The following is a 24758-nucleotide window of genomic DNA, read 5'->3' as shown; positions in this document are numbered from 1 at the left end:
GTCTATAGGATCAAATGTAGCTCTAGGACCAAATATAGAATGAAGCCAATTTTTGGTAGAGGTCCCTCTCTACAATTGCGCCTGTTTTTTGCTGTAATTTTATCAGCCAGCCTTATGCTGGCTGATAGTCGTTTAGATGCTTTCTCAAATGTACGCTATCTATTGAACAGCATGGTTGCACCTATTCAATATGCAGCCAACTTACCTCGTACTATGTTCGATGGTGTCTATGACCGTTTTAGTACTCGTAAAGGCCTAATCGAATCCAACCATAATATTAAACGAGAAGTCTTGCGTCTGAAGAGCGAGCTGATTCTGCTTGAGCAATACCAAGAAGAAAACAAGCGCCTCCGTAAGTTGTTAGGATCTCCATTTATCCGTGATGAGAAGAAAGTCGTCACAGAAGTTATGGCGGTAGACACTTCACCATATCGTCATCAAGTTGTGATCGACAAAGGTCAGATTGATGGAGTGTATGAAGGTCAACCGGTGATCAACGAAAAAGGCATTGTCGGCCAAGTGACTTTTGTTGCTGCTCACAATAGTCGTGTTCTGTTACTGACTGACGCAAACAACGCAATTCCTGTTCAGGTTATTCGTAACGATATTCGAGTGATCGCTTCGGGCAATGGCATGATTGATGAGATCCAGCTAGAGCACATTCCAACCAGTACCGATATACAAGAAGAAGATCTATTGGTGACATCTGGACTCGGTGGCGTATATCCAGAAGGTTATCCAGTCGCCTACGTTACTGCCGTTGATTACGACCCGAAACGTGAGTTTGCCGTTATCAAAGCGGAGCCTGTGGTTGAGTTCGATAAGCTCAGATACTTGCTGCTAGTATGGCCTGATGAAAACAAACAGATGCAAGCGGATCAATCCAGCATAGAACAAGCATTGTTAGAGGGTGAAGATGGCCAATAGCGTTTTAAGAAGCAAGGTAGTCATTGGCTGCTCATTTTTAGTAGCCCTTATTCTGCAAACGATTCCTTGGCCTGGTAGCTTGGATCTATTTAGACCATCTTGGTTGCTACTGGTTACCTGTTATTGGGTTTTGGCTCTACCTCACCGTGTTAACGTGGGTAGCGCTTTGATTCTTGGCTTATTGTGGGACCTATTGATAGGCTCGACGTTAGGTATTCGAGGCATGATGATGGCAATCGTTATGTACATTATTGCGATGAATTTCCTAGTCATTCGTAATATGGCGCTATGGCAACAAGCGATGATTATTGCTGCGTTAACGGTATTGTTTGAGGTGTTGATCTTCTTTGGTGAATATTTGATCCAAGATGTCGTTTTCAATCCATTATCGTTATGGAGCGCATTGATAAACTGTATACTTTGGCCGTGGATGTTTCTATTAATGAGACGCGTACGTCGTCATTGGCATGTAAGGTAGAGTGACAATGGAAAAGAAGCATTTAGTTTTGGCATCCGGTTCACCACGCCGCAAAGAACTGCTATCTCAACTTGGTTATGAGTTTTCTGTCCTTGTAACTGATGTTGAAGAGTGTAAACACGCCCAAGAAACCGCCGAAGAGTACGTTAAGCGACTATCTTTAGATAAAGCTTTAGCTGCGTTGTCTTTATTGAAAGATAACCCTTCTGAAAAGCAGCATGTCGTTCCTAGTTCTGATAATGTAGTTTCTAGTGTTGATAATGTAGCTGTTGGCTCTGGCATCGTAGCTCTTGACTCTGATGCTATTTCTCTTGATTCTGAAACAGTGGTTCTTGGTTCTGACACAGTCGTCGTAAGCCAAGGGCAAGTGCTCGAGAAACCCACCGATTTTGCCGACTCTAAGCGCATGCTTACTCAGTTAGCAAACGAGCGTCACCAAGTGATGACGGCGGTTTCTGTGGTTTCAGAAGAAAAACAAAGAACAGAAATCATTATTACCGACGTATGGTTTAAACCCCTCAGTGAACAAGAAATAGAACAATACTGGCAAACAGGGGAGCCATGCGATAAAGCCGGTAGCTATGGGATCCAAGGTTTGGGTGGGCGCTTTGTTACCCGAATCGAAGGTAGTTATTACGCCGTTGTCGGCTTGCCTTTATATGAAACGGACCAGCTACTGCAAGAATTCTTATAATTACTAATCTGAGGTGCACCATGAGTGCTGAATTGTTGCTGAACGTGACCCCGAGTGAAACTCGCGTGGCCATGATTGAAGGGGGGGCTCTTCAAGAGATCCATGTCGAACGAGATGCTCGACGCGGTATCGTAGGAAATATCTATAAAGGACGTGTAAGCCGTGTTCTTCCGGGAATGCAGGCGGCTTTTGTGGATATAGGCCTTGAGAAAGCAGCTTTTCTACACGCCTCTGATATTGTTCCACACACTGAATGTGTCGCTGAAAACGAAAAGAAGCAATTTCAGGTTCGTGACATCTCTGAGCTTGTTCGCCAAGGACAAGACATTGTGGTTCAAGTCGTCAAAGATCCTCTTGGTACCAAAGGTGCCCGCTTAACGACTGATATTACTTTACCGTCTCGTTATTTGGTCTTTATGCCGGGCGCAAGCCATGTTGGCGTATCTCAACGAATCGACAGTGAGTCTGAACGTAACCGCCTTAAAAAAGTGGTGTCTCGTTACTGCGACGAACACGGTGGCTTTATTATCCGTACTGCAGCTGAAGGCGCAGACTCGAATGAATTGGCACAAGATGCCGCATTCTTGAAGCGATTATGGCTAAAAGTGTTAGAGCGTCGTGGTAAACACAAAGCTCGTACTCGTCTATACGGTGAACTTTGCCTAAGCCAGCGTATCTTACGTGACTTTGTGGGTACTGAGCTGAGCCGAATCCAGGTCGATTCGCGTTTAGAATATGAAAACCTAAAAGAATTTACTTCTGAGTACGTGCCAGAGCTGACTGAAAAGCTTGAGTTGTATGAAGGCGACAAGCCTATCTTTGATATGTACGATACCGAGAACGAAGTTCAACGCTCTTTGGATCGTAAAGTCGAATTGAAGTCTGGTGGGTATCTGATTATCGACCAAACGGAAGCGATGACGACCGTCGACATCAACACCGGTGCCTTTGTCGGTCGTCGTAATCTAGAAGAGACGATTTTCAACACCAACGTAGAAGCGACGCAAGCCATTGCTCGTCAGCTGCGTTTGCGTAACTTAGGTGGCATCATCATTATCGACTTTATCGATATGTTGTCTGAGGAACATCGTAAGCGAGTACTAACTTCTTTAGAGGCGGCGCTAGACAAAGATCGTGTGAAAACCAATATCAATGGCTTTACACAGCTTGGCTTGGTTGAGATGACGCGTAAACGTACTCGTGAAAGTATTGAGCATATTCTGTGTTCGAGTTGTCCTGCCTGTGAAGGGCGTGGCAGTGTGAAAACAGTTGAAACCGTTTGTTATGAAATCCTTCGAGAGATCACTCGAGTGAATCGTGCGTATGACGCTGATAAGTTTGTGGTCTATGCGGCAGCTGCCGTTGCCGAAGCGCTAGAGGGCGATGAGTCACATGCGCTTGCGGAGCTTGAAGTGTTTATTGGTAAACAAGTTAAAATCCAAGCTGAGCCTCTGTACATACAAGAGCAGTTTGATGTTGTTATGATGTAATGGATATTTTGTGAGTTCAAGCGTTACTCTGATTCTTCGTGCATGTCTATGGTTAGTGGTTACTCTCTTAGTAACGCTAGCCATTGCTGTTACTACACTGCGTGTAGCCTTACCCAATTTAAATAAGTATCAATCTGAAATTGAGCTTTGGGTAAACCAACATTCCGGTTTTGAGTTTTCTATTCAAGATGTGGGCGGTTTTTGGCGCAACACTCACCCTTCTATTGCTCTACAAGGCGTTAAAGCCAGCCTCCCAAATGCAGAAGATGTGACCTTCTCTGTTGAGCGTGTTGAAGTCGAGTTTGACTTGATTCAATCGCTCGTTCAGATGCGTCCAGTTGTGGCCGATCTGGTCATGAATCAAATGTATCTTGATATTCGCTCAATTGATCTGTTTGCTGGAAACGGTACAGACGAACCTAAAGATCCCGGTTCTTCGAAGCGTGTGATGAAAGAGCTGGATAATTTACTATTGAAAACTTTGGTGGATGTGACCGCTAAAGATTCTTCACTTCTCTATCGTTCAGTCTCGGGCGAAGATCGTCAGCTCGATATCGACATTTTAAAATGGCAAAACACAGATAAACATCACCTTGCTGAAGGGGTTGTTAGCATTAAAGACGCCAATCTTAACTCGTTGTCAGTAAGTGCTAACTTTATCGATGGTGGCTCATTAACCGATGTAACCGGTGAGTTCTATGTGAGTGCAGATAACATCTCGGTTAAACCATGGCTAACCCGTTACATGCAGGCTGAGTCTGGTGTTGAAACCGGTACAGTGAGTTTGAATAGCTGGCTGACCTTGAGAAACAGCAAACCAGTGAGTGCGTATGTTGAGGTGTTACCTTCTGAATTGACTTGGAACGAAGATGGCCAACATGATCTGATGCTTGAGTCAGGGGTCTTTAAGTTGTCTCCAATTGATGATGGATGGCAAGTGAATGGTCACTCACTTAATCTCAGAACGGATGATAGGCCTTGGCCTGAGTTAGATGTTGCCTTCAAGTGGAATAAAGGCCCATGGGAACTTAATGTTTCTGAGCTTGATGTAGAAACTATTACCCCGTTAATCAAGTTGCTGCCAGATTCTGCGCAATCAACCAAAATGATCAATTCGTTGAAGCCTGGTGGCTCCGTTTCTGATATTCGGGTCTCAATGGATTCTGGCATCGAAAGCTTACGTTATTCAGCGAGTTTTAGTGATCTTGCCATTGAGCAATGGGAGTTGGTTCCGGGCTTTAGCCAAGTTTCAGGCAGTGTGTTTGGCTCGGCGTCACAAGCGAAAGCTAGCCTGCATGTGATTGACGATGTGTTTCCTTATGGTGATGTATTCCAAGCCCCTTTGAATATCAAACAAGGTCAGGTTGATATTGTTTGGCAGCAAGATGAAAACGGTTGGAAGCTTTGGTCCGATAAAATCACAGCAGCCACGCCAGATTTACAAGTCCTAGGCGCATTTCGCTTGGACTTTCCAAAGGATGCTAGCCCATTCTTATCCTTCTACGGCGAAGCTGATGCTTACAATGTCGGCGAGACATGGCGTTACTTACCTACATTGGCACTTGGACAAGATCTCACCGACTACCTTTCTACTGCGATTCAAGCGGGTAAAGCGGATACCGTAAAACTGTTGTGGCATGGCGATTTGTCTCAGTATCCATACACCAACCACGATGGTATTTTCCAAGTTTGGGTTGGCTTAGAGGACGCTAAGTTCAGCTTTGATACCGCCTGGCCATTGATTACCGATCTTCAACTTGATCTGTTGTTTGAAAATGATGCGATGCATTTAGATTCTCGTTCCGCTCAATTGATGGATGTGACGGCAGACCGAATCACAGGACGCATTCCTTATTTAGGGGAAGGCGGCCATATTGAAATTGAAGCTAAAGCGACGGCGTCAGGTAATGCGGTTCGTGATTACATGACGGCTTCACCATTGGTTGATTCTGTGGGTGCCGCCTTAACGGCGCTGCAAGTGAGTGGTGATGTATCGTCTGAATTCCAACTCAATATTCCTTTTGATTCCGAAAAAGAGCCAAGAGCATGGGGTTATGCTGATCTCAAAGATAACCATGTAGAGATTGAAGCGCCGCCAATGGTGCTTGAAAATACCACTGGGCGTATTGAATTTGATAATGATGTGATTACGGCCAACGGTCTCGCTGCCGATTTATTAAAGCAAGGGATTTCTGTCGATTTTAAAGGGCTCAATGATGGGCCTGGTTATGCCGTTGATATTGATGTATTGGGCGATTGGGACGTTAAGCCTTTAGAACCATATATTGGTGAACAGTGGATGAGTCGCTTGTCAGGTCATGCGCAATGGCAAAGCCAGATTGAAATTCAACTTAACGATATCGGTTTTAGCTACCAGTTAGACTTACAGTCAGATCTTAAATATTTAGCCAGTGATTACCCGTATCCATTGGCTAAAAAATCCTTGGAGAGCGGCTCTGCTCGACTACAAGCATCAGGTAATCAAGAAGCTATTACCGCGCGTCTGCAACTGCCGAACACTAAATACCAAGCTGAGATTGATATTACCGGCGATGTTCCCGAGTTAACGGCGACTAATTTAGTGCTGGGTCGTGGTGGCTATAAAATTAGCCCTGTCGTTGGGCATCATGCGTTGATTCGTACGGATAAATTCAATGCTGATGATTGGTTATCAGTGGTGATGGAGCCAGTGCAACCGTCAGATGCAATACTTAGCCAAATGAACACGCCAACCATTCCAGCGCCAAGCCGTATTACCTTTGAGAGTAAAGAGCTGATCTTAGGTGGTATTTCTTGGAATGATGTCGACTTTAGCGCCCGCAAGAACAAACAAGCTTGGCAAATGGAAGTGTCTAGCCAAGAGATCGAAGGAGATATTAATTATCTGCCTCCTTACGATTTAACCGTTTCTCTGGATCGCCTGCATCTGTTTGTTCCTGAATGGAGTGATAAGACAAACCAAGAACAACTACTGCAACGTAAAGAACAAGAAGCACCATTGATCTCTAAGCTAGATAGAGAAATCTATGATGCGATGCCTAATCTGAAGTTAGCGCTGAACGATTTTTGGCTACAAGGCTATAAGGTCGGTACCGTCGATGTTGAGTTAACTAGACAAGACGATCGGCTTGAGTGGAACAAGATTCAAGTTCGTAGCGGGAGCAATAAAGCCGACGTGAGTGGCTGGTGGGCACTGAATGGTGACAAGAGTCACTCATCGCTAACCGTTGATATTGAAGGTGAAAACAATAGCGAACTCATGGAGCGCTTCGGCATTACATCCGGAATTCAAAAAGCGCCATTCGAGTTAGAAGGCCAACTGAACTGGGATGGTTCGCCATGGGGGATCAAAATGGATACCCTTGATGGCAACGTTAAAACTAAGTTTGGTAAAGGTATCATCTCGGATGTCAGTGGCGCGGCTCGATTGCTGGGGTTGTTTAGCCTAGATTCGATTATCCGTAAGATGCAGCTCGATTTCTCGGATGTGTTTGATAAAGGCATGGCATTCAATAGCATCACAGGAACGGGCAAGATTCAAAATGGTATCTTCCTGACGAACGATCTGAATATGGATGCGGTCGCGGGTGAGATGAAGATCAAAGGAATCGCTAACCTCAACACGCGCTTGGTCGATGCTGAGGTGAACTTTACTCCTGATATTACCTCGGGTATTCCAGTATTAACGGCCTTTGCGGTAACGCCTCAAACGGCGCTGTATGTATTGGCCGTGACTACGGTTATATCGCCGGTGGTTGAAGTCTTTACTCAAGTGAATTACTCGGTAAAAGGCCCATTGGATTCACCTACGGTAAGTGAGCTTTCTCGTAGTTCTGGCGAGTTCCAGCTACCCGAAAAATTGAGAAAATTAGCTGAGTAGTTGATAACAAGCCAGTCGGTTAATATACGGTCAAATGCCGATTTCTGAATCATAATGAATAGAGGAGCGAGACACATGGATAGTGTTGGGTTGATTCAAATGACATCTGGCCCTAGCCCTGAATTGAACCTTGCTTACCTTGCTCAAGAAGTAGCAAAGTGCAAAGCGTTGGGGGCTAAGTGGGTTGTGTGTCCTGAAAACGCGTTAGTTTTTGGCAGTAAAGCCGACTATCACCAGTATGCAGAGCCTCTAAATGATGGCCCACTACAAAAGAAATTATTTGAGTTAGCTAAGCTTCACCGAATGTGGATCGTTGTCGGTAGTATGCCGATAAGCACAACTGAAGGTGTGACCACTACAACCCTAGTGATTGATGACTTTGGGTGCCTAGTGACTCATTACGATAAGCTACACATGTTTGATGTGGATGTCGCCGATGCGCACAAGTGCTATCGAGAGTCGGATATTTTCACGCCGGGTGAACGAGTTGTGACGACGGAAACGCCTTTTGGTCGCTTAGGTTTGAGTATTTGTTATGATGTGCGCTTTCCTCACTTGTATTCAGAGTTACGCAAGCAAGGTGCGCAAATCATAGTGGTACCAGCAGCGTTTACGGCAGTAACGGGTCAAGCGCATTGGGAAGCATTATTAAGATGCCGCGCGATCGAAACACAATCGTGGATTGTCGCGGTGGGGCAAGGGGGGAAACATCCTTGTCAAAGAGAAACATGGGGACACTCAATGGTGGTTGATCCATGGGGACGAGTGGTCGCACAGCTAGACCAAGATCCTAAAAGTATGGTGGTTGAGATAGACACATCCAGTTGCGAATCAATTAGGCAAAATATGCCAATCGCGCAACACTCTCGATTTACCAATCAATTTTAATTACAAACAAGAGCCATTTATGAGCATTAATCAAATTGAAGAAGCGCTACTTACCCCAACAGGGCTGACGGAGCAAAATATCGCAGATACATTGGCGAGCATTGCTACCCGCCAAATTGATTATGCTGATATTTACTTTCAGTCAAGCTGGCACGAGTCATTAGTGCTAGAAGACAGCATTATTAAAGACGGCTCTTTCAATATCGATTGTGGTCTTGGTGTACGAGCAGTCTCTGGTGAAAAAACCGGTTTTGCTTACTCTGACCAAATCCAATTGGATGGCCTTAAACAGAGTGCAATCGCGGCTCGCGGTATCGCTAAACAAGGCCAAAACGGCAAGGTACAAGCTTTCAAGCGCAACTCTAACCAAGCTTACTATGACGCGGTAAACCCGCTAGCAAGCTGGGAAAAGCAGCAAAAGACAGAATTGCTTAAAGCGCTTGATGCTTACATTCGTACTAAAGAGCCGATGGTAACTGAAGTATCGGTAAGCTTAAGTGGGGTACATGAGCAGATGCTGGTTGCGGCAACTGATGGTACTTTCGCTGGTGATATTCGCCCGCTGGTTCGCTTGTCTATTAGCGTACTAGCTCAGAAAGGCGATCGTCGTGAACGTGGCAGTGCTGGTGGCGGTGGTCGTTTTGGTTACGACTTCTTCTTAAGTGATGCTAATGGTTCTCAGGTTGCTTATCAATTTGCTGATGAAGCAATCCGCCAAGCGTTAGTTAACCTTGAAGCGGTTGCTGCACCTGCTGGTGCAATGCCTGTCGTTCTTGGTTCGGGTTGGCCGGGCGTTCTTCTGCATGAAGCGGTAGGCCACGGGTTAGAAGGTGACTTCAACCGTAAAGAGTCTTCAGTATTTTCTGGCAAAGTGGGCGAGCAAGTTACATCAAGCCTATGTACGATTGTTGATGACGGTACATTAACGGATCTACGTGGTTCATTGAACGTCGATGATGAAGGCGTTAATGGTCAGTACAACACGCTAATCGAAAACGGCATCCTAAAAGGTTACATGCAAGATAAGCTTAATGCTCGTCTAATGGGTGTAGCGCCTACAGGTAATGGTCGTCGTGAGTCTTATGCACACCTTCCTATGCCGCGCATGACCAACACTTACATGCTGCCAGGTGAGCATACTCCTGAAGAGATTATCTCGACGGTTGAAAGAGGCATCTACGCGCCGAACTTTGGTGGCGGTCAGGTGGATATTACTTCTGGTAAGTTTGTGTTCTCCGCTTCTGAAGCGTACATGATTGAAAACGGTAAGATCACTCACCCAGTGAAAGGTGCAACGCTAATCGGTTCGGGTATCGAAGCGATGCAGCAAGTGTCTATGGTGGGTAACGACCTAAGCCTTGACCGTGGTGTTGGTGTGTGTGGTAAAGCTGGCCAAAGCGTACCAGTCGGTGTTGGTCAACCAACATTGAAACTAGACTCGTTAACGGTTGGTGGTACTGAGTAATTCAGACCAACTTCAGCAAATTTGTGATAGCAAGCTAGTTGAAATTACAGTTGCAGTTAAAGCTAAAAGCTAAAAGCTAAAAGCTAAAAGTTAAAAGCGCCTCCAATGTGAGGCGCTTTTCTGTTTCTGGTTTTTCTGTTTATGGAGTACGATTTACTAAACCGAACCGTTACATGTTCTCTTCAGCAAACTCGGCCAGTCGGCTTCGTACCACACCATTGAGGTGAATATTGGCACTGCCTTCGAAGTCTTTAAAACGCTCGACCATGTAGGTTAAGCCTGAAGTTACAGGGGTTAAGTAGGATGAATCTATCTGAGCTAGGTTTCCTGAACAGACGATCTTGGTGCCTTCACCACAACGGGTGATGATGGTTTTGATTTGTGAAGCGGTGAGGTTCTGACACTCATCCAAAAGGACAAAGGCATTTTGAATTGAGCGGCCTCGCATGAAGTTAATCGATTTGAACTGGATATTGGCTTTGTCACAGATGTACTTCATTGACCCTTCGGTGCAGTGATCGTTCTTGTGCAGAGCTTCCAGTGTATCGGTCACCGCCGCTAACCAAGGCAGCATTTTCTCTTCCTCGGTGCCGGGAAGGAACCCAATCGACTCACCGATATCGGGCGTGTTTCGGGTTACGATGATCTTATCGAATTGTTTACGCTCTATGGTTTGTTCAAGTGCGGCAGCCATGGCTAACAGTGTTTTACCACTACCTGCAGCGCCCGTTAGAATCACCAGATCGATGTCAGGGTCGAGCAGTGCATCAATCGCCATCCCTTGATAGACATTCTTAGGTGTAATGTCCCATGTCTTGCGGTTCATTAACCTTTCTCTACTGAGATCTCTGAGCGTAATGCGTTCGGCCTCAATCTCTTCTACACGACCAGCAAAGTCACTTTCTTCGTCAATCACATATTGGTTGAGGAAGGTTGGGTCGAAAGGTGCTCTTGCGAGGGTGTGCAGCGTTTTTCCGCCTAAACTTCTACTCTCGACGTTATCGACGCCATCCCAGAATGAGCCTTCGAGTTGTTGAAAGCCTTTAGTGAGGTATTGGATGTCATCAATCAATTGGTCGGTTTGATAGTCTTCAACAAAGCGGACCCCAGCGCCTTTGGCTCGTAAGCGCATGTTGATGTCTTTAGTGATAAGAACCACTTCGCGTGGCGCGCGTTTGTTTTGAAGGTAGAGGACTGCGTTGAGGATTCGGTTATCGCCTGCCTTGTCATCGGCGAACGCTTTGATGCTTTCTTGAAGTTCGTAATCAGCGAGTATTGAAATACTGCCAGATGCGTTTATGTCTTTAGAAAAAGGAATGCCTTCCGATATTTGGTCTGGTGTGGCTTCCCTGAACAAGTCTTCGAGCGTTCGAATCGCAATTCTCGCATCTCGAGCAACGTCTCTTTTACTGTCTTTGATTCTGTCGAGTTCTTCTAGCACGGTCATGGGGATAACGACATCGTGCTCTTGGAAAGAAAATATAGCGAAGGGTTCGTGAAGTAGGATATTAGTGTCTAAAACAAATAGCTTCCGGTTGGTCTCGCCCATAGCATCTCCTTGCCGACGTGCGGCTTGCCTTGCATTCATTGAACGTAGATAAAGCTCATATAAAGATTAGTATCTCATTCCGGTGATAGTCAACTACTCACCTAAACTTCATCTAGAGAAATATCGCCATATCGTTGTGAATGAATATGGCGTATTCGTTTGAGAGCAGCAATCTGCTACCTATAGATTACCCATGATTTTTTGACAGTTTGATTGCACTGGCGAAAACAGAAAAAAAGTATGAAATCATCTCCTTTAGGCGTGACCTAAATCACAGCATCGAGTAAGATTAGCGACCTTTTTCTGCACCATTTTCTCGAGATATTTATTATTAAGAGCGCACTTAAAAAGTGGCTGCAAACTAGGCATCTTTAGCTATATTTTTAGTTCAAGCGCGATAACGCTCTTGTTTAAAACTGCAGTTAACATGACCAAATTCCAACTATAAGATTGAGGTAGTCGATTCATGACATTTGCTTTGGGGCAACGCTGGATAAGCGATACGGAGAGCGATTTAGGTTTAGGTACCGTTGTAGCAATGGATGCTCGAACAGTGACAGTAATGTTTGCAGCATCAGAAGAGAATCGTGTCTATGCACGCACTGATGCTCCCGTAACCCGAGTAACGTTTAATGTTGGCGATGTCATCGAATGCCAAGAAGGTTGGTCTCTAACTGTCGAAGAAGTTATCGAAGATAAAGGGCTACTGACTTATTTGGGCACTCGTGAAGACACTCAAGAGACAGAGGTGACTCTGCGTGAAATATTCTTAAGCAACCAGATCCGCTTTAACAAACCGCAAGATAAGCTGTACGCAGGTCAAATCGACCGTATGGATAACTTTGTCCTACGTTACCGCGCGTTAAGCAATCAATACCAACAACATAAGAGCCCGATGCGTGGCTTGTGTGGTATGCGCGCTGGTTTGATTCCTCACCAGTTGTACATTGCTCATGAAGTAGGTCGTCGTCACGCACCACGCGTTTTACTGGCTGATGAAGTGGGTCTAGGTAAAACCATCGAAGCAGGCATGATCATTCACCAACAGGTGTTGTCTGGCCGTGCTGAACGCATTCTGATTGTGGTACCTGAAACGCTACAACACCAATGGCTTGTCGAGATGATGCGTCGTTTCAATCTACACTTTTCTATCTTTGATGAAGAGCGCTGCATTGAATCTTTTGCTGAATCAGATAACCCATTTGATACTCAGCAATACGTTCTGTGTTCACTGGATTTCCTACGTAAGAGCCGCAAGCGCTACGAGCAAGCACTTGAAGGTGAGTGGGATCTGTTGGTTGTCGATGAAGCGCACCACCTTGAGTGGAGCCAAGATAAACCGAGCCGCGAATACCAAGTGGTTGAAGGATTAGCTGAAAATACTTCTGGCGTACTGCTACTGACAGCAACCCCTGAACAGCTGGGTCGTGAGAGTCACTTTGCACGTCTGCGTCTGCTTGATCCTGATCGCTTCTACGATTACGAAGCATTCGTTGAAGAAGAAGACCAATATGCGCCAGTTGCTGATGCTGTAACGGCATTGTTCTCTGGCGTGAAGCTTGAAAACAGCGCGAAGAATCAGATCACTGAGCTTCTATCTGAACAAGATGTTGAGCCTCTATTCCGCGTTATCGAGGGCGATAGCAGCGAAGAAGAGCAAGCGTTAGCTCGCCAAGAACTGATTGATAATCTTATGGATCGCCATGGTACAGGTCGTGTTCTTTTCAGAAACACACGTGCTGCAATCAAAGGCTTTCCTAAGCGCAATGTAAACTTACTGCCGATGGATATCCCAACGCAGTACACAACCTCTATGCGTGTATCAGGCATGATCGGTGGCAAAATGGCTCCCGAAGCTCGTGCGATGAAGATGCTGTACCCAGAAGAGATCTTCCAAGAGTTTGAAGGTGAAGATTCAAGCTGGTGGCAGTTCGATTCACGTGTTAACTGGTTGATTGAAAAGATTCAAGATAAGCGCAGCGAAAAGATCCTAGTGATCGCCTCTCGTGCGAGTACTGCTCTTCAATTAGAGCAAGCACTGCGTGAGCGTGAAGGTGTGCGTGCAACCGTATTCCACGAAGGCATGTCAATTCTAGAGCGTGATAAAGCCGCGGCTTACTTTGCTCAAGAAGAGGGTGGTGCTCAGGTTCTTATCTGTAGTGAAATCGGCTCTGAAGGTCGTAACTTCCAGTTTGCTAACCAGTTAGTGATGTTCGATTTGCCATTCAACCCAGACTTGCTTGAGCAACGTATTGGTCGTTTGGACCGTATCGGTCAGCTGCGTGATATCGACATTCACGTTCCTTACCTAAAAGGCACATCGCAAGCGATTCTAGCGCGTTGGTTCGATGAAGGTCTGAATGCATTTGCGGAAACTTGTCCGACGGGTCGCACAGTTTACGACAAGTACTCTGATGTTCTTATTGAGATGTTGGCTTCTGGTAACACCGAACAACTTGATGAAGTGATTGAAGAGTCAGCGAAGCTAAACCAAAGCCTGAAATCGGATCTAGAAAAAGGCCGAGATCGCCTACTAGAAATGCACTCAAATGGCGGCGAAAAAGCGCATGAGATTGCAGAAAAGATCGCGTCGACTGACGGTGATACTAATCTAGTGTCTTTTGCACTGAGTCTGTTCGATACCATTGGTTTGAACCAAGACGATAAAGGTGAAAATGCGCTAGTTGTAACGCCATCTGAGCACATGATGGTTCCAAGCTACCCAGGTCTACCTTATGAAGGTGCAACCATCACGTTTGATCGTGAAACTGCGCTTTCTCGTGAAGACATGAACTTCATTAGCTGGGAACACCCAATGATTCAGGGCGGTATTGATCTGCTATTGAGCGAAGGTGTGGGTGCGTCTGCGGTATCGCTATTGAAAAACAAAGCGTTACCTGTTGGTACTATCCTGCTTGAGCTGGTTTACCTTGTTGATGCACAAGCGCCAAAGCGCAGCGGTATCAGCCAGTTCTTACCTAAGACGCCGATTCGTTTGATGATGGATGGTCGTGGTAACGATTTATCTGCTCAGGTTGAGTTCGATAGCTTTAACCGTCAGCTAAGTCCTGTGAACCGTCACTTGGCAAGCAAGTTGGTGAATTCAGTACAGGGTGAAATTCACAAGCTAATTGAAGCTGGTGAGACGCATGTACTGCCGAAGGTTGAAGAAGTTCGTCAGCAAGCCCAGAAAGATATGCAAACCAACTTGAACGGTGAGCTAGAGCGTCTACAAGCGCTTAAAGCGGTGAACCCTAACATTCGTGATGAAGAGCTAGAAGTTATCGAAGCTCAAATCAATGAACTGACGGGTTACATCAGTAAGGCTCAGGTTCAGCTGGATTCGTTACGCTTGATTGTGGTTTCTCACAACTAAGCCAAGAACTCGAATATCGCTAGCTTTACGCTTTAACGAAATAAGGCCTTCATCACGAAGGCCTTATTTGTATCTGTAGCTTGGTTAACAGTTTAGTTCTGAGTTCGGTTAGCAGTTTGGCTAATAATTTGGAGAGCTGATTACATCAACCATTTCCACCAAACGAACAGAGCTAAGAAGCCAAATAGGTAAACCAGGCCTGCTACAGACAACCATTTTAGCTTAGTGCCAATCGCAAGCGCTTTAGGTAGCTCTGCTTTGCTCACCAAAATGAAATTCAGTAATGCGAAGAATGGGGTCGTGATAAAGGCGAGTATCATCGCGAAATCGAGCATTGGCATCAAGGCTGCACTAAAGAACATTACGATTGCTAGCGCAGCGATAGATACGATGATTATCCACCCTTGTAGCATTCTTGGGCTGCTCTCTTTTTTAAGCAGTAGACGCTGTGATTCAGCAAGTACGCGTGAGTAGCCATCGATAACGGTAATGGTACTGCCAAAAATACAGAAGAAGGCGACGATTGCGATCAGTGGACGAGACCATTCACCAATTGTCGAGGCGTAAATACCGACCAACTGATGAGTGAAGCCAACGCCAGAGCGAGACAATTCAACTCCCGAGCCGTGAAGTACCAGAGCACCTAAAGCAACGAATACCAATGCAAGCAATGCCGTACCAATGTAGCCTACATTGAAATCGAACAGTGCTGATTGAGCGGTCACGTCTTGTTTCTCTTTTTGGCTTTTTAGCCACATAGAAGTGATGCTTGAGATCTCGATAGGCGCAGGCATCCAACCCATCGTCACCACGATAAATCCGATAGCTGCCAATGACCAAGGTGATGGTGGCACAAAAGCGGCATCAGGTTCGACTGGAGAGCCAATAGCAATCGCAACAGCAGCTAAGGTTGTGATGGTCAGGATCGCCATTATCGCTTTAGAGAGAGTGTCGAGCGCGCGGTAATGGCCCGCAAAAAGAATGATCAAACAGGTCGCTAAAACGATCATGCACAAGGTGCTGGTGGCTAAATCGAAAGGAATAAAGTAACTGAGTAGGCTCGCACTGAATAACAGCAAGGCTGCGGTATTCACGACTGCGGAAATAGCACTCAGTATCGAAAAGATCACAAGGTATGGGCGGCCTAGGTTAGAGTAACCTTCCACCAAGCTTTGCCCCGTTCCTAGTGTGTATTGGATACCAGCTTTGAAGAACGGGTACTTAAATATGTTTACGAGGATAATAAGCGCGGCTAGCTGCCAACCATAAATCGCACCAGCCTTGGTTGAGGCTACTAAGTGAGAGCCACCTACCGCTGCTGCGGCCATCATAATGCCTGGGCCAAGAGACTTAATTAAACTTGATAGGGGAGCTGAGGTTGGTGTTTTTGTGCTGGTAGTTTTAACCGTACTTTCCATCATTTTTCCTTTGATGCTGACTTCTTATTATCCGTTACCCTATCAATACCATGTTTTGTAAGGTCGTCAACTTTTATGTACAAAAATGTCGAAAATTGTATTTATTCATAAACGAATCAACCGTAAATTATTTATTTACTAGTAATTAAGAGGCTTTAATGGCGTTAGAACAGTACACACCACCGCGTGAACCGTGGATCGATATTGTTTATCAAGATGACGATATTCTAGTGGTGAACAAACCTGCTGGCCTACTTTCGGTGCCGGGGAGATTGCCTGAGCACTACGACAGTATGTGGAGTCGGTTGGTTGTCGAATTTGCGGAGATTCAGGTGGTGCATCGACTGGACATGTCGACATCGGGCTTGATGCTGCTCGCTAAACACAAACAAGCTGAGCGTCATTTGAAGAAGCAATTTCAATATCGACTGACACACAAACTCTATTACGCCCGAGTATGGGGTTCAGTAGAAGAAGCAGAAGGTTTGATTGATCTGCCGCTCATTTGTGATTGGCCAAATCGACCAAGACAAAAGGTGTGCTTCGAGGATGGCAAGCCATCACAGACTCGCTATGTGGTGGAGCAACAAGAGGCTCAAACGGCATTGTTGAAGTTGCTTCCGATCACTGGCCGCTCTCATCAGTTACGTGTTCACTGCATGGAACTAGGGAATCCAATCGTTGGCGACGAGTTTTATGCAACGCCAGATGCGTTTAACTATAGTGACAGGTTAGCTCTGCACGCGTGTGAACTGAGCTTTTATCATCCGGCTAATCATCAGCTTTTCAAAGCCTTTGTTCCGTGTGAGTTTTACCCTCAAGCATCACCGCAAATTGAACAGCACTTTGAAATTGCGCCAGAGCTTCCAGACTACAGCAAGCTAAAAGCTTAGAATGGTTAAATCAATACCAATGCAAGGACGTACAATGCCGAAGTTGAAAGTGGTCTTTCTCGACCGAGCCACCATCCCATCTCAAATTCATTTAAAACCTCTCCGCTTTGAACATCAGTGGGTTGAATATGATTTCACTTCGCCGGAGCAAGTGTCTGAACGAATTGAAGGCGCTGATGTGGTTATTACCAATAAGGTGGTGATCAACGAATCGAATTTAGCTCAAGCACAACAGCTCAAGCTAATAGCCGTTTCAGCTACAGGTGTAAACAATGTCGATGTTGGCTACTGTAAGAGTAACAATATCGCGGTGACAAACGTGCAAGGCTACGCGACTCAATCGGTACCTGAACATGTTATCGCTATGTTGTTTGCGTTAAAACGAAATCTCGTTGGTTATCATCAAGACATCGAAGCCGGCGAGTGGCAAAAGGATCAACAATTCTGCTTCTTTACTCATCCGATTCAAGATGTTGCAGGCAGTACATTAGGCTTAATCGGTAGTGGTGGCTTAGGACAAGCAACAGCGATATTGGCTAAAGCAATTGGTATGAATGTCATCTTTGCTGAGCGTAAAGGGGCTGACTCTTGTCGAGAAGGGTATCTGCCTTTTGATACGGTGTTACAACAAGCAGATGCAATCAGCTTACATTGTCCATTGACCAAAGCGACTCGAGACCTGATTTCAGAGCGAGAGCTAGCAATGATGAAACCAAATGCGGTGTTAGTTAATGCTGGCCGCGGTGGACTCGTGGATGAACAAGCCTTAGTTGAAGCTTTGAAAAATCAAGAGATTGCGGGCGCGGGTATGGATGTGTTCACACAAGAACCGGCTGACAACTCAAATCCATTACTGGCTAATAGTCATTTGCCAAATTTACTATTAACGCCACATGTAGCGTGGGGCAGTGATAGCTCAATTCAAAAGCTGTCTGATATCTTAATCGATAACATTGATGCCTTTGTTTCTGGTAAGCCGCAGAATCTCGTCAGTTAATTCGCAGTAAGAGCGGTTATACACTCAGCTTCAGACATAAAAAAGGTTGGCTTTGAGCCAACCTTTTTAGATGTTTTGTCTTTAGTTCGACTTAGCTTATCTGCCAGAAGCCAGAAGCCAGAAGCCAGAAGCCAGAAGTCAGAAGCCTTAGCCTTGAGGTTTGATGACCAATACATTGATTGGTGAATTCTGTACGACTTTACTCGCCACTGACCCCAGTACCACTTTGTCGATTTTCGAGCGCTTATGACTAGGCATCACAATCAGATCTGCCCCAAGCTTTTCTGCGTAATCTAGAATCGTTGTGTAGGTTTTACCTTCGGCAACGTGAACCTTATAAACCACTTCATCGTCGATGTACTTGTCTGCAAACTCTTTCAGCTGATTTTTCACATCGAGCTTCATTTGGTTTGCTGCATCTTTCGGGAAGTAAGACGCCACCATCGACATGTGAATGCCAGGTAGTACGTTCAGAATATGGATTTCAGCATTACTGTGCTTTGCGTGCCATACCGCTAATTCAACAGCTTTGTCAGAAAAGCCTTTGTCGTTAAGATCAACAGGAACAAGGATTTGTTTATACATGTGTTTTTCTCTTTTTTATCAGCGCTTAGTCTTGACTAAGCGCTGTGATTATCCTTTCCATGTAATAAAGCCAAATAGAGTTGAGCGCTACTTGGCTCTATCCATTACGCGCTAATCTCATCCTTACGAGCACGCCTTCTTTGGTTCATCGCTAAGCCAATCAAAATGAGTAGGGATGGTAAGAATACCCACTCTTTCATTGGTCTTTCTGCGTCTTGGATAACTGATTTAATTTCCCAATCAAAGTCAATGCCAGCCGCTTCTGCTGGGCTACCGAATTCAACCATGTCGACAATCATCTTGCCTTCAGATTTCGTCAACATTAAGCCCATTGAAGCAATGCGGTCTTCACTTGTTGTCGCAGAATCTTCAAATGGAAGGCGAACCGTCTTCTCAGAATAGTTACCTTCTAAGTTTTCGCCACCCACTCTTAACTCAAGAGATTGTCCCACAGATAGACCTTCTGTGATTTGAGCGATCTCAACTCCAGGTGAAAGAACTTTCTCTGGATAAATCATGTCCCACCAGAAGCCAGGGCGGAAGAAAGAGAAAGTTAGAACCAATAGTAGGATCGTTTCCCACCATTTGTTCTTGGTAAACCACCAACCTTGCGTTGCAGCGGCAAAGATAAGTACCGCGGTCACAGAAGAAAAGATAGTGAGGAATAGATGCCACCAAGAATCAATGCCCATCAACAGTAGTTGGGTATTGAAGATGAACATGAATGGCAATATCGCGGTTCGGATATCGTAGGTAAAGCCTTGAATACCAGTACGGATCGGATCTGATTTTGCAATCGCGGCGGCCGCAAAGGCTGCCAAGCCAACCGGAGGTGTATCATCGGCTAAGATACCGAAATAGAACACGAACAAGTGAACCGCAATCAGAGGGATGATCAGGCCATGCGCCGCGCCTAAAGTAACAATTACCGGAGCCATCAGCGTTGATACAACTATGTAGTTCGCCGTTGTTGGTAAGCCCATACCTAAGATTAAGCTGATTACCGCAGTGAATAGCAGCATAAGAATGATGCTACCGCCTGAGATGAACTCAACGAAGTCCGTCATTACCAAGCCGATACCCGTCAGAGTCACCACGCCAACAACCGTACCCGCAGCAGCTGTTGCTACACCGATACCGATCATGTTGCGCGCGCCTGAAACCAAGCTCTCTAATAGGTCAACGAAACCGGCTTTAGTTTGCTCTGCAAGATCGTCCGATTTGTTCATCAGAGTCATCAAAGGACGCTGTGTAATCAAAATAAAGATCATGAATACCGTTGCCCAGAAGGCAGAAAGGCCTGGAGAGAATCGCTCTACAGTCAGACACCAAACAAGCACCACGATAGGCAGTAGGAAGTGCAGGCCAGATTTAATGGTTGGGCCTGGATCGGGTACTTCTGTTAGCTCGGCATCGATGTCCATGCCACCTTCAGCGGCATATTTTGCTGATACTCGAACCAAGGCTACATAAGAGATCAATAGAGCAACGGTAACAATAGGTGTCGCTGCATCGCCAAAGACATCTTTCGTCCAGCCGACACCGTAGTAAACCGCAGCACTGATGACACAAAGCCCAAGAATGGTACCAGTGAAAGACAGCAGGCTCTGTACGATAGTTGGTGTGTGGCGACGAGGTAGGCCAGTCATACCTGCTTTACATGCTTCTAAGTGAACAATGTAAATCAAGGCGATGTAAGAGATAAGAGCAGGCAATAGCGCCGCTTTAATCACTTCTACATACGAGATACCCACATATTCAACCATCAAGAATGCAGCAGCACCCATGATTGGTGGAGTTAATTGACCATTGGTTGAAGCGGCAACTTCTACAGCACCGGCTTTTTCACCTGAGAATCCGACTCTTTTCATTAGAGGGATCGTAAAAGTACCCGTGGTTACCACGTTAGCGATAGATGAACCAGACACAAGACCGGATAGGCCAGAAGCAACAACGGCTGCTTTCGCTGGGCCACCTTTCATGTGGCCAAGTAAAGAGAACGCAACCTTGATGAAGTAAGCACCTGCACCTGCGCGTTCTAGCATTGCACCAAACAGTACAAACAAGAATACGAATGATGTTGATACGCCAAGAGCAACACCGAATACACCTTCAGTTGTTAGCCACAGATGCGACATTGCCTTGTTCAGGCTTGCACCTTTATGGGCGATAACGTCTGGCATGTGTGGACCGCCAAAGGTGTAAAGTAGGAATACTGCAGCCACAACCATAAGAGGTGGACCTAAAGCGCGTCGTGTTGCTTCAAGCAGTAGAACCATACCAAATACAGCAGCAACAATATCGAATGTTGTTGGTGCGCCTGAACGTTCAGCGAGTTGAGTATAGAAAATATAGATATACGAAGCTGAAAAGCTACCAACCAGCGCTAATATCCAGTCGACCGCAGGAATTCTATCCCGAGGTGAATTTTTCATGGCTGGGTAAGCGGTAAAGGCTAGGAAGATGGCAAACGTAAGATGAATTGCTCGAGCTTCAGTGTCGTTTAAAATTGCGAAGTTAAAAATGAACGGCAGCGGAGATGCATACCAAAGTTGGAACAGTGACCAACATAGAGGCACAAACCATAAAATACGGCCTTGGATACCGCGAGGGCTACGCGCACCAGTGTCTGATTGTGCCACCATTTCTTGCACATCTGGAGACGGTGATGTTGTCTGCGTCATGTACTTTATCCTTATTATTGATGGTCTGCCTTTCTTACGAACAACGAGACGTTATTTATTTCCTATCTAGTGTAGCGAATGGATAGGGAAATGCGTTTTTTGTTCGTCTTTGTCTTAGGCTTGATACGAAGGTAAGTTCGCCAAATTGGAGAAACTTAAAGGTTTGTCTCTTTTCACTTGGGTTATTTTTATAAAACGTGAAAAGCCAATAAGGAGGACATGCCTCCTTATTGGTAGAGCAGGCTTAAAGTAGAATTACTTTAGAAGGCCTACTTCTTTGTAGTATTTTACTGCGCCAGGGTGAAGAGGGATTGAGATACCCGCTTTAACCATGTCTTCTTTCTTCAGGTTCGCAAATGCTGGGTGCAGGCGTTTGAATGTAGCGAAGTTTTCAAATACCGCTTTAGCAACGTTGTATGCGACTTCATCAGAAACGTCAGACGTTGTTACCATAGTTGCAGCAACACCGAAGCTGTTTACGTCAGCATCTGTACCACGGTACATGCCAGCTGGAACTGTGCTGTATGCGTAGTATGGGTTTTCAGCTACGATCTTGTCGATTTGTGGACCAGTTGCAGAAACCAGTTTTGCATCACAAGAAGTCGTTGCTTCTTTGATTGATCCGTTCGGGTGACCAACCATGTAGATGAATGCATCAATCTTGTTGTCACAAAGAGCTTGTGAACGCTCAGAACCTTTAAGTTCAGAAGCAAGCTTGAAGCTATCGTTAGTCCAACCCATAGCGTCCATTACAACACCCATCGTTGCACGGTCACCAGAGCCTGGGTTCCCAATGTTTACACGCTTACCTGCTAGGTCAGACACATTGTTGATACCAGCATCGGTACGAGCGATGATGTTGAACGGTTCTGTATGTAGAGAGAACATAGCGCGAAGTTTTTTGTATTCGCCCTGATCTTTGAATTTACTTGTACCGTTGTAGCCGTGGTATTGCCAGTCCGATTGAACAACACCGAAATCTAGTTCACCAGCACGGATGGTGTTAACGTTGTAGATCGAACCACCAGTAGATTCTACAGAACAACGAATGTTGTGGTCTTTGCGGCCTTTGTTCACAAGCTTACAAATAGCACCACCAGTTGGGTAGTAAACACCCGTTACTGAACCTGTACCAATTGTGATGAACTCTTGAGCGTTAACTGCGCCAGCGCCCATTACAGCAGCTGCAATAGCCCCAACTTTAATAAGTTTGGTAAATGCCATGAATTTCCCTTCCTTTATTCATTATTAACCCTGAAACAAGTGTAGTCGTTTCTGGAGTTTCCTATTTGGAAACGGCACCTTTTTCAATCCATGTGATGAAAAAGTGGCTGAATAATATCAAAAATTGGCAGAAAATTACTCAAATGTTAAAAGATATAGCTAAAAAATCTAACAAATGACGGTTAGATCTTGTGTTTGATTTGCTACTGAGTTTTTTAAAATCAATGGTTTAGTGGTGTTTGAAGAGGGGGAGATAGATATTCTAGGATGTGATTTGGATCACGAAGCGAATCGGTGTTCGTGATCCATTAATCAGGTTTATGGTTATGAAACTGTGACCAATTATCCTGCGTATTCAAACAGTTCGCACACAGAATCAAACAATTGCTTCGTGGTAACTGACAAGGTTGGCGTGATGAAGATAGTATCATCGCCTGCAACGACACCTAGTATACCTTCCGACTTACCTAATGAGTCCAATAAACGAGCAATAAGCTGCGCCGCACCTGGGCCGGTATGTATCACCACCAATGCATTGTTGTGGTCGATATCTAATACTAATTCTCTCAGAGAGCTAGAAACTGTCGGAACACCAAGTTCAGCAGGAAGACAGTAAACCATCTCCATTTTTGCATTACGAGTTCGAACTGCACCAAACTTAGTTAACATACGCGAAACTTTAGATTGGTTGATACTTTCAAAACCTTCATGTTTGAGGGCATCGACAATCTCGCCTTGCGAACCAAAACGTTCTTCTTTTAGTAATGATTTAAAAGCACGAACTAAGTTGTCTTGTTTTTCTGTATTGCGCATATGTCATTCTTATTCATTAACAAAGATGTTTGCATATTCTCGCATACATATTCAATTTTAGCTAAAATATCACGGCAATTTGTTAGTCATATCACTGTAAAAATTTAATAGAATAATGTGTTATTAGTGTCGACTTATTTTGTTATTTCAGTCGATTATCGCCATAATGCGAACTTGCTGTGTAGCACGGTTTTATTGACTTGCGCGAAGTCGCAAAGCTGGCGTTAATTGATTGTAATCACTTTGTGATTAATATATTTTTTTAACCATAATTTAGCTCAAGAACTACCCTACCAAGAATTTATAAGAGAAATCTCTCAAGGAGAATAACAATGAAAGTAGCTGTTATTGGTGCCGCTGGTGGCATCGGTCAAGCCCTAGCCCTACTACTAAAGAACCGCCTACCTGCTGGTTCAGATCTTGCACTTTACGACATCGCTCCGGTAACACCGGGTGTCGCTGCCGATCTTAGCCATATCCCAACACCTGTTTCGATCAAAGGTTACGCGGGTGAAGATCCAACACCAGCACTAGAAGGTGCGGATGTTGTGCTTATTTCTGCGGGTGTTGCTCGTAAGCCTGGTATGGATCGTGCGGATCTTTTCAATGTGAACGCTGGCATTGTTAAGTCTCTTGCAGAGAAAATCGCAGTTACTTGTCCTACTGCTTGTGTTGGTATCATCACTAACCCAGTAAACACAACAGTACCAATCGCTGCTGAAGTACTTAAGAAAGCGGGCGTTTACGACAAGCGTCGTTTATTCGGTATTACTACTCTTGATGTTATTCGTTCTGAAACGTTTGTTGCTGAGCTGAAAGATAAAGATCCAAGCGACATCCGTGTTCCTGTTATCGGCGGTCACTCAGGTGTAACGATCCTTCCTCTACTTTCTCAAGTTGAAGGCGTAGAGTTTACTGATGAAGAAATCGCAGCGCTAACAACTCGTATCCAAAATGCGGGTACTGAAGTAGTAGAAGCTAAAGCTGGCGGCGGCAGTGCAACACTATCTATGGGTCAAGCGGCTTGTCGCTTCGGTCTTGCTCTAGTGAAAGCGCTTCAAGGCGAAGAGAACGTGATTGAGTGTGCATACGTTGAAGGTGAAGGCGAGCACGCACCGTTCTTTGCACAGCCAGTTAAGCTAGGCAAAGAGGGCGCAGAAGCGATTCTTAGCTACGGTGAACTGAGCGACTTCGAACGCAATGCACTAGACAGCATGCTAGAAACGCTAAATGGCGATATTGAGATTGGTGTTGAATTCGCTAAATAAGCGGGACACCATTTAACTCAGCTAAAAGATAGTTAATAAGAGCCGATCATTATGAAGTGACCCCGTAAAGTTGGACATTTCTGTTAAGCGGCTTTCAAGGCCTGAGTTCGATATTCTATCGGAGTCAGG

The 24758-nt window shown here is 45.2% G+C and carries 17 protein-coding genes; 11 read left to right on the top strand and 6 right to left on the bottom strand.

Translation table 11 applies throughout. From position 1 onward, the window contains the following. Nucleotides 1-39: 39 nt before the first annotated feature. The 7 genes from mreC (at nt 40) to tldD (ending at nt 9822) form a co-directional block, all read left to right on the top strand. Complete coding sequence (mreC, locus tag NX845_RS21175) at nt 40-927, top strand: rod shape-determining protein MreC (RefSeq protein WP_004735927.1); 888 nt, start codon at nt 40-42, stop codon at nt 925-927. Then, the gene (gene mreD / locus NX845_RS21170) at nt 917-1405 is read left to right on the top strand and encodes a rod shape-determining protein MreD (protein ID WP_004735926.1); all 489 of its coding nucleotides are present in this window, start codon (nt 917-919) and stop codon (nt 1403-1405) included. Before mreC ends, mreD begins: the two co-directional genes overlap by 11 nt. A gap of 7 nt (nt 1406-1412) precedes the next feature. Further along, a complete protein-coding gene (locus NX845_RS21165) occupies nt 1413-2099 on the top strand; it encodes a nucleoside triphosphate pyrophosphatase (protein WP_017090476.1) in 687 nt (228 codons plus the stop codon). Nucleotides 2100-2119: 20 nt separating this feature from the next. Further along, a complete protein-coding gene (gene rng, locus NX845_RS21160; protein ID WP_004735923.1) occupies nt 2120-3589 on the top strand; it encodes a ribonuclease G in 1470 nt (489 codons plus the stop codon). A gap of 10 nt (nt 3590-3599) precedes the next feature. Beyond that, entirely contained in the window at nt 3600-7469 is a 3870-nt protein-coding gene (locus NX845_RS21155; protein WP_260257124.1) for a YhdP family protein, read from the top strand. Between the two features lie 75 nt (nt 7470-7544). Beyond that, a complete protein-coding gene (locus NX845_RS21150) occupies nt 7545-8357 on the top strand; it encodes a carbon-nitrogen hydrolase family protein (RefSeq protein ID WP_102501129.1) in 813 nt (270 codons plus the stop codon). A 19-nt stretch (nt 8358-8376) separates the two neighbouring features. Beyond that, a complete protein-coding gene (tldD, locus tag NX845_RS21145; protein WP_017090478.1) occupies nt 8377-9822 on the top strand; it encodes a metalloprotease TldD in 1446 nt (481 codons plus the stop codon). A 169-nt stretch (nt 9823-9991) separates the two neighbouring features. Here the strand turns inward: tldD and NX845_RS21140 are convergent, their stop codons facing one another. After that, nucleotides 9992-11371: a PhoH family protein gene (locus tag NX845_RS21140; protein WP_004735919.1), complete on the bottom strand. Its 1380-nt coding sequence runs from the start codon at nt 11369-11371 to the stop codon at nt 9992-9994. A 466-nt stretch (nt 11372-11837) separates the two neighbouring features. On the opposite strand from NX845_RS21140, the gene rapA reads away from it, so the two are divergent. Beyond that, nucleotides 11838-14747 carry an RNA polymerase-associated protein RapA gene (rapA, locus tag NX845_RS21135; RefSeq protein ID WP_065681816.1) on the top strand — a complete coding sequence of 970 codons (2910 nt, stop codon included), beginning with the start codon at nt 11838-11840 and terminating at the stop codon, nt 14745-14747. A 140-nt stretch (nt 14748-14887) separates the two neighbouring features. On the opposite strand, the gene NX845_RS21130 is transcribed toward rapA, so the two are convergent. Then, nucleotides 14888-16165: an NRAMP family divalent metal transporter gene (locus NX845_RS21130; protein ID WP_054541394.1), complete on the bottom strand. Its 1278-nt coding sequence runs from the start codon at nt 16163-16165 to the stop codon at nt 14888-14890. 158 nt (nt 16166-16323) lie between these two features. Between NX845_RS21130 and rluA the strand changes: the two genes are divergently transcribed. Continuing rightward, nucleotides 16324-17058 carry a bifunctional tRNA pseudouridine(32) synthase/23S rRNA pseudouridine(746) synthase RluA gene (rluA, locus tag NX845_RS21125; protein WP_102501126.1) on the top strand — a complete coding sequence of 245 codons (735 nt, stop codon included), beginning with the start codon at nt 16324-16326 and terminating at the stop codon, nt 17056-17058. Between the two features lie 34 nt (nt 17059-17092). After that, nucleotides 17093-18055 carry a D-2-hydroxyacid dehydrogenase gene (locus NX845_RS21120; RefSeq protein WP_260257123.1) on the top strand — a complete coding sequence of 321 codons (963 nt, stop codon included), beginning with the start codon at nt 17093-17095 and terminating at the stop codon, nt 18053-18055. A gap of 147 nt (nt 18056-18202) precedes the next feature. Here the strand turns inward: NX845_RS21120 and NX845_RS21115 are convergent, their stop codons facing one another. From NX845_RS21115 to argR, 4 genes are all read right to left on the bottom strand, one after another. Then, nucleotides 18203-18640 carry a universal stress protein gene (locus NX845_RS21115; protein ID WP_004735912.1) on the bottom strand — a complete coding sequence of 146 codons (438 nt, stop codon included), beginning with the start codon at nt 18638-18640 and terminating at the stop codon, nt 18203-18205. Nucleotides 18641-18744: 104 nt separating this feature from the next. After that, entirely contained in the window at nt 18745-21324 is a 2580-nt protein-coding gene (locus tag NX845_RS21110; protein ID WP_017095997.1) for a TRAP transporter permease, read from the bottom strand. 255 nt (nt 21325-21579) lie between these two features. Next, entirely contained in the window at nt 21580-22548 is a 969-nt protein-coding gene (locus NX845_RS21105) for a TAXI family TRAP transporter solute-binding subunit (protein ID WP_017078819.1), read from the bottom strand. Nucleotides 22549-22890: 342 nt separating this feature from the next. Then, nucleotides 22891-23361 (bottom strand): transcriptional regulator ArgR, encoded by a 471-nt coding sequence (gene argR, locus NX845_RS21100; protein ID WP_004735909.1) that lies wholly within the window; start codon nt 23359-23361, stop codon nt 22891-22893. A gap of 332 nt (nt 23362-23693) precedes the next feature. Between argR and mdh the strand changes: the two genes are divergently transcribed. Further along, on the top strand, nt 23694-24629 hold the full coding sequence (gene mdh, locus NX845_RS21095) for a malate dehydrogenase (RefSeq protein WP_004735908.1): 936 nt from the start codon (nt 23694-23696) through the stop codon (nt 24627-24629). The last annotated feature ends 129 nt before the right edge of the window (nt 24630-24758 follow it).

Origin of the sequence: Vibrio sp. NC2 (assembly GCF_025195005.1) — a bacterium.
In the GTDB taxonomy this organism is placed as follows: domain Bacteria; phylum Pseudomonadota; class Gammaproteobacteria; order Enterobacterales; family Vibrionaceae; genus Vibrio; species Vibrio splendidus.
This window is presented reverse-complemented; position numbering and strand designations above follow the sequence as displayed.

Excerpts from the sequence above, each read along its gene's own strand:
- mreC (WP_004735927.1), top strand. The coding sequence starts at position 40 with ATGAAGCCAATTTTTGGTAGAGGTCCCTCTCTACAATTGCGCCTGTTT.
- mreD (WP_004735926.1), top strand. The coding sequence starts at position 917 with ATGGCCAATAGCGTTTTAAGAAGCAAGGTAGTCATTGGCTGCTCATTT.
- NX845_RS21165 (WP_017090476.1), top strand. The coding sequence starts at position 1,413 with ATGGAAAAGAAGCATTTAGTTTTGGCATCCGGTTCACCACGCCGCAAA.
- rng (WP_004735923.1), top strand. The coding sequence starts at position 2,120 with ATGAGTGCTGAATTGTTGCTGAACGTGACCCCGAGTGAAACTCGCGTG.
- NX845_RS21150 (WP_102501129.1), top strand. The coding sequence starts at position 7,545 with ATGGATAGTGTTGGGTTGATTCAAATGACATCTGGCCCTAGCCCTGAA.
- tldD (WP_017090478.1), top strand. The coding sequence starts at position 8,377 with ATGAGCATTAATCAAATTGAAGAAGCGCTACTTACCCCAACAGGGCTG.
- NX845_RS21140 (WP_004735919.1), bottom strand. The coding sequence starts at position 11,371 with ATGGGCGAGACCAACCGGAAGCTATTTGTTTTAGACACTAATATCCTA.
- rapA (WP_065681816.1), top strand. The coding sequence starts at position 11,838 with ATGACATTTGCTTTGGGGCAACGCTGGATAAGCGATACGGAGAGCGAT.
- NX845_RS21130 (WP_054541394.1), bottom strand. The coding sequence starts at position 16,165 with ATGGAAAGTACGGTTAAAACTACCAGCACAAAAACACCAACCTCAGCT.
- rluA (WP_102501126.1), top strand. The coding sequence starts at position 16,324 with ATGGCGTTAGAACAGTACACACCACCGCGTGAACCGTGGATCGATATT.
- NX845_RS21120 (WP_260257123.1), top strand. The coding sequence starts at position 17,093 with ATGCCGAAGTTGAAAGTGGTCTTTCTCGACCGAGCCACCATCCCATCT.
- NX845_RS21115 (WP_004735912.1), bottom strand. The coding sequence starts at position 18,640 with ATGTATAAACAAATCCTTGTTCCTGTTGATCTTAACGACAAAGGCTTT.
- NX845_RS21110 (WP_017095997.1), bottom strand. The coding sequence starts at position 21,324 with ATGACGCAGACAACATCACCGTCTCCAGATGTGCAAGAAATGGTGGCA.
- NX845_RS21105 (WP_017078819.1), bottom strand. The coding sequence starts at position 22,548 with ATGGCATTTACCAAACTTATTAAAGTTGGGGCTATTGCAGCTGCTGTA.
- argR (WP_004735909.1), bottom strand. The coding sequence starts at position 23,361 with ATGCGCAATACAGAAAAACAAGACAACTTAGTTCGTGCTTTTAAATCA.
- mdh (WP_004735908.1), top strand. The coding sequence starts at position 23,694 with ATGAAAGTAGCTGTTATTGGTGCCGCTGGTGGCATCGGTCAAGCCCTA.